The sequence below is a fragment of the Paenibacillus sp. OT2-17 genome, from assembly GCF_009827695.1.
Taxonomy (GTDB): domain Bacteria; phylum Bacillota; class Bacilli; order Paenibacillales; family Paenibacillaceae; genus Paenibacillus; species Paenibacillus polymyxa_B.
The window spans coordinates 1-3,926 of sequence record NZ_WUDQ01000345.1; the positions used below are offsets into that span (position 1 = coordinate 1).

Consider the following 3,926-nt stretch of genomic DNA (forward strand, 5'->3'; position numbering starts at 1 on the left):
TCCGTATTGGGGAAATCGAAGCTCCTTACCGTGATTTGCCGATTGATGAGCTGATTGCCGTGACAGAAGCCTCCTCGGTGAGAGTAACCGATCCAGAAACCGAAAAGAAAATGGAAGCATACATTGATCTGATCAAGCAAGAAGGTGATTCAGTCGGTGGGGTAGTGGAGTGTATTGTAGAAGGTGTTCCGATTGGTCTGGGCAGTCATGTACAGTATGATCGGAAACTGGATGCACGTATCGCACAAGGCGTCATGTCGATTAATGCATTTAAAGGCGTGGAGATTGGCATCGGCTTTGAAGCAGGGGAATTGCGCGGTTCACAGGTGCATGACGAGATTCTATATGATGAGGAACGTGGATATCACCGTCGTACCAATCGTTTGGGTGGTTTTGAGGGTGGTATGACGAATGGAATGCCAGTTGTGGTTCGTGGCGTAATGAAGCCGATTCCCACACTCTACAAGCCGTTGCAAAGCGTCGACATTGATACAAAGGAAGCGTTCACCGCACAGGTTGAGCGTTCGGATGCATGTGCAGTGCCAGCGGCAAGCGTAGTCATGGAGCATGTCGTAGCTTGGGAGATTGCGAAAGCTTTGCTAGAAAAATTCGGTGGGGATTCGATTGAAGAGATTCGCGCGAATATTGCATCCTACGAAGAACAACTGGGGCGGTACTAAGATGAGTACGCTGACGGTACAACTTGGCGAACGTTCTTATCCTATTCATATCGGACGAGGGCTGTTACATCGATCCGGAGAGTTGTTGAAGGAACGAGGAATTGCGCAAAAAAGCCCGTTGTTAATTGTTTCTGACGAAAATGTAGCGGGATTCTACTTGGCAACATTGGAGAGCAATCTTCAGGCGTCTGGCTACAAGACAGTGTCCTTTGTCGTTAAGCCAGGTGAAACCTCCAAGTCGCTTGCTGTATTTGAGCAGGTCATAACAGCAGCCATTGAGGGCGGTTTGGATCGCAATTCAGCCGTTATTGCACTTGGTGGTGGTGTGGTGGGTGATTTGGCTGGATTTGTGGCAGCTTCTTATATGAGAGGTGTCAAGTTTGTACAGATCCCCACTACGATCCTTGCCCATGATAGTAGCGTGGGCGGTAAGGTCGGCATCAACCATCCTTTGGCGAAGAATATGATAGGAGCCTTCCATCAACCGGAACTTGTGTTATATGACGTAGATACGTTGTCTACCTTGCCTCCTCGTGAGGTATCTGCGGGGCTTGCTGAAATGATCAAGCATGGCTTGATCTGGGATGCTGATTTCGCCCAGTGGTGCCGTGACCATGCGACTGATTTGCTTGCGCTAGATGCGGCAGCCCTGGAGTACGGACTGGAAAAGGGTTGTTCCGTAAAAGCCGAAGTGGTGTCGCGTGATGAACGAGAAAATGATTTGCGCGCTATTCTAAATCTAGGTCATACGATTGGTCATGCGATTGAAGCCATTGCGGGATATGGTGAGTTTTTACACGGGGAAGCCATTTCTATTGGTATGGTCGGCTCCGCACTTTTGGGCGTGAAGCTGGGGGCGGATCCTTCTTTGGTAGATGAAACGAAGGATATGTTGTCTTCGCTACGGCTACCGACCTCCCTTCCGTCACATCTCGATACAGATCGGCTGCTGGACGCGATGATGCATGACAAAAAGTTCAAAGAAGGCAGCATTACTTTTGTCGTCCCACGTAGCATCGGGCACGTGGAGGTTGTGAAGGATATTTCCGTCTCTTACATCCGACGAGTTATTGAACAGTTAAAAGAGGGGGCGTAACGATGTACAATCGGGGAATTCGTGGCGCGACGACCGTAGTGAATAATGAAGAAAACGAAATTTTGGAAGCAACATGCCAACTACTGGAGGAAATTGTATCCTACAATGAAATTCAGCCAGAGGATATTAGTAACGTATGGATTACGGTGACCCATGACCTGGATACTGCCTTTCCAGCCAAGGCCATTCGTCAGCTTGATGGCTGGGATATGGTTCCGCTCATGTGTGCATTAGAAATTCCTGTGGCAGGCAGTTTACCCAAGTGCATCCGTTTGATGGTACAGGTGAACACCGATAAATCCCAGCGGGAAATTAAACATGTATATTTGAACGGAGCACAGGCGTTAAGACCGGATCTGGCTTCCCAAGGGAAATAAGTGCCCGTTTTTAAAGTTGATAGTTGCCAAAGTAACATCCCATGAGATATAGTGTGTGTAGCAGAGTTAAGTAGAGTAGAGTTAGCCAGAGACAGAGTTGAGATGAGAAGAGTGCAGCCTTAGCCAATTCCATATGAGATTACAGAGATCGGCGGTAGCGGGTAAGCTTTTGTCTATGAAGAGATATTCTTCTACAGAGAAGCTTATTTGAGGCAACCTGTGCGGTTATACAAAAGGGATGAGTGTATACTTATCTATTTGCTGTAGTCATTTTACATATGGAGCATTCTTATAATTTCGATAACTGACAGCCTCTACCTTACCGGTAGAGGCTTTTTTATATTCTCTCCTTTGGTTCTGCGCCAATTTGGAAAGGAAGTGATCTCATGTTAACGCCGCATGTGGAGCAAGTGATAACGATGGCGAGTGAATTTAACCTGATTCCTGTGTACAAAAAAGTGTTGGCTGATATGGAGACGCCGATTCGGATTTTCCGTCGGTATGCCGAGCGGGACCGTGCCTTTCTGCTAGAGAGTGTAGAGGGAGGCGAACAGTGGGCGCGACATTCATTCATCGGTACGGACCCGTTCCTAATGGTCTCGGGTAAAAAAGGACGTTTGATATTGGAGCAACACGGTAAACGGCAAATATTAAACGACAAGCCGATTGAAGCGCTCAAAGCATTGCTTCGTAAATACCGTAGTCCGAAACTGAAAGAAATGCCTCCATTTACAGGCGGGGCTATCGGATTTTTTGGATATGACTTGCTTCAATACTATGAAAAGCTGCCAGAGCATTCGGTAGATGATTTGAATATGGATGATATTCGTTTTATGTTCTGCGATCAAGTAATTGTCTTTGATCATGTGAAACAGCAAATTTTGCTGGTCGGCAATGTTCATATAGGCGAAGGGTTTCGCGATGAGGACATTCGTGCTGCTTATGCTGATGTGGAACGCAGGTTGGAGGAAACGGCGCAGTATCTGCGCAAGCAGACCCCGCCTGAGCGATTAGGATCGGCTTCCATTCCTGATGATGTGGAACTAGGTGAGATCCAATCCAATATGACGAAGGAACAATTTATATCAAACGTAGAGCAGGCGAAGGAGTATATCCGCTCCGGTGATATTTTTCAGGTTGTACTATCCCAGCGTTTTCACATTGATACAGAGGCCTCTCCTTTACAGGTATACCGCGTGCTGCGCACGATGAACCCGTCGCCATATATGTATTATTTGAAAATGGATGACGAGATCATCGTAGGCACCTCGCCTGAGGCACTCGTCAAGGTGGAAAACGGCCGGGTAGAAACCCGTCCTATTGCAGGAACGAGACCGCGTGGGGTAACGGAGACAGAAGATGCGGCACTTGCTGAAGAACTGTTAAACGATGAAAAAGAGCGTGCAGAACATCTGATGCTGGTTGATTTGGGAAGAAATGATTTGGGCCGTGTATCACAGTTTGGCACAGTCAAATGCGATACGTTTATGGAAATTGAACGCTATTCCCATGTCATGCACATTGTTTCCAATGTGTCGGGTGAGCTACGTGAGGACAAAGATTTCTTTGATGCCTTCCTATCTTGTCTGCCAGCTGGCACTGTATCGGGGGCTCCGAAGCTACGGGCCATGGAGATTATTGCTGAGTTGGAGCGGGAAGCACGCGGACCCTATGCAGGGGCGATTGGATATTTGGGCTTCTCGGGCAATATGGACGCTTGCATTACGATTCGCACGATTGTGTTTAAAAAGAACCGGGCCTATGTCCAGGCAG

Annotated in this window: 4 protein-coding genes; all 4 read left to right on the forward strand. The window is 47.6% G+C overall.

Annotated features, from left to right (window positions below; translation table 11 throughout):
• On the forward strand, positions 1 to 680 hold a 680-nt coding region (aroC, locus tag GRP75_RS20865), incomplete at its 5' end, for a chorismate synthase (RefSeq protein ID WP_160790256.1).
• A 1-nt stretch (position 681) separates the two neighbouring features.
• Positions 682 to 1,776 carry a 3-dehydroquinate synthase gene (gene aroB / locus GRP75_RS20870; protein ID WP_076159307.1) on the forward strand — a complete coding sequence of 365 codons (1,095 nt, stop codon included), beginning with the start codon at positions 682 to 684 and terminating at the stop codon, positions 1,774 to 1,776.
• A 2-nt stretch (positions 1,777 to 1,778) separates the two neighbouring features.
• Positions 1,779 to 2,153: a chorismate mutase gene (aroH, locus tag GRP75_RS20875; RefSeq protein ID WP_013310718.1), complete on the forward strand. Its 375-nt coding sequence runs from the start codon at positions 1,779 to 1,781 to the stop codon at positions 2,151 to 2,153.
• A gap of 386 nt (positions 2,154 to 2,539) precedes the next feature.
• The coding region (trpE, locus tag GRP75_RS20880) for an anthranilate synthase component I (protein WP_160790257.1) at positions 2,540 to 3,926 on the forward strand (1,387 nt) is incomplete at its 3' end.

What these genes read in the sequence shown, in the direction of transcription:
- aroB (WP_076159307.1), top strand. Translation starts at nt 682, where the DNA reads ATGAGTACGCTGACGGTACAACTTGGCGAACGTTCTTATCCTATTCAT.
- aroH (WP_013310718.1), top strand. Translation starts at nt 1,779, where the DNA reads ATGTACAATCGGGGAATTCGTGGCGCGACGACCGTAGTGAATAATGAA.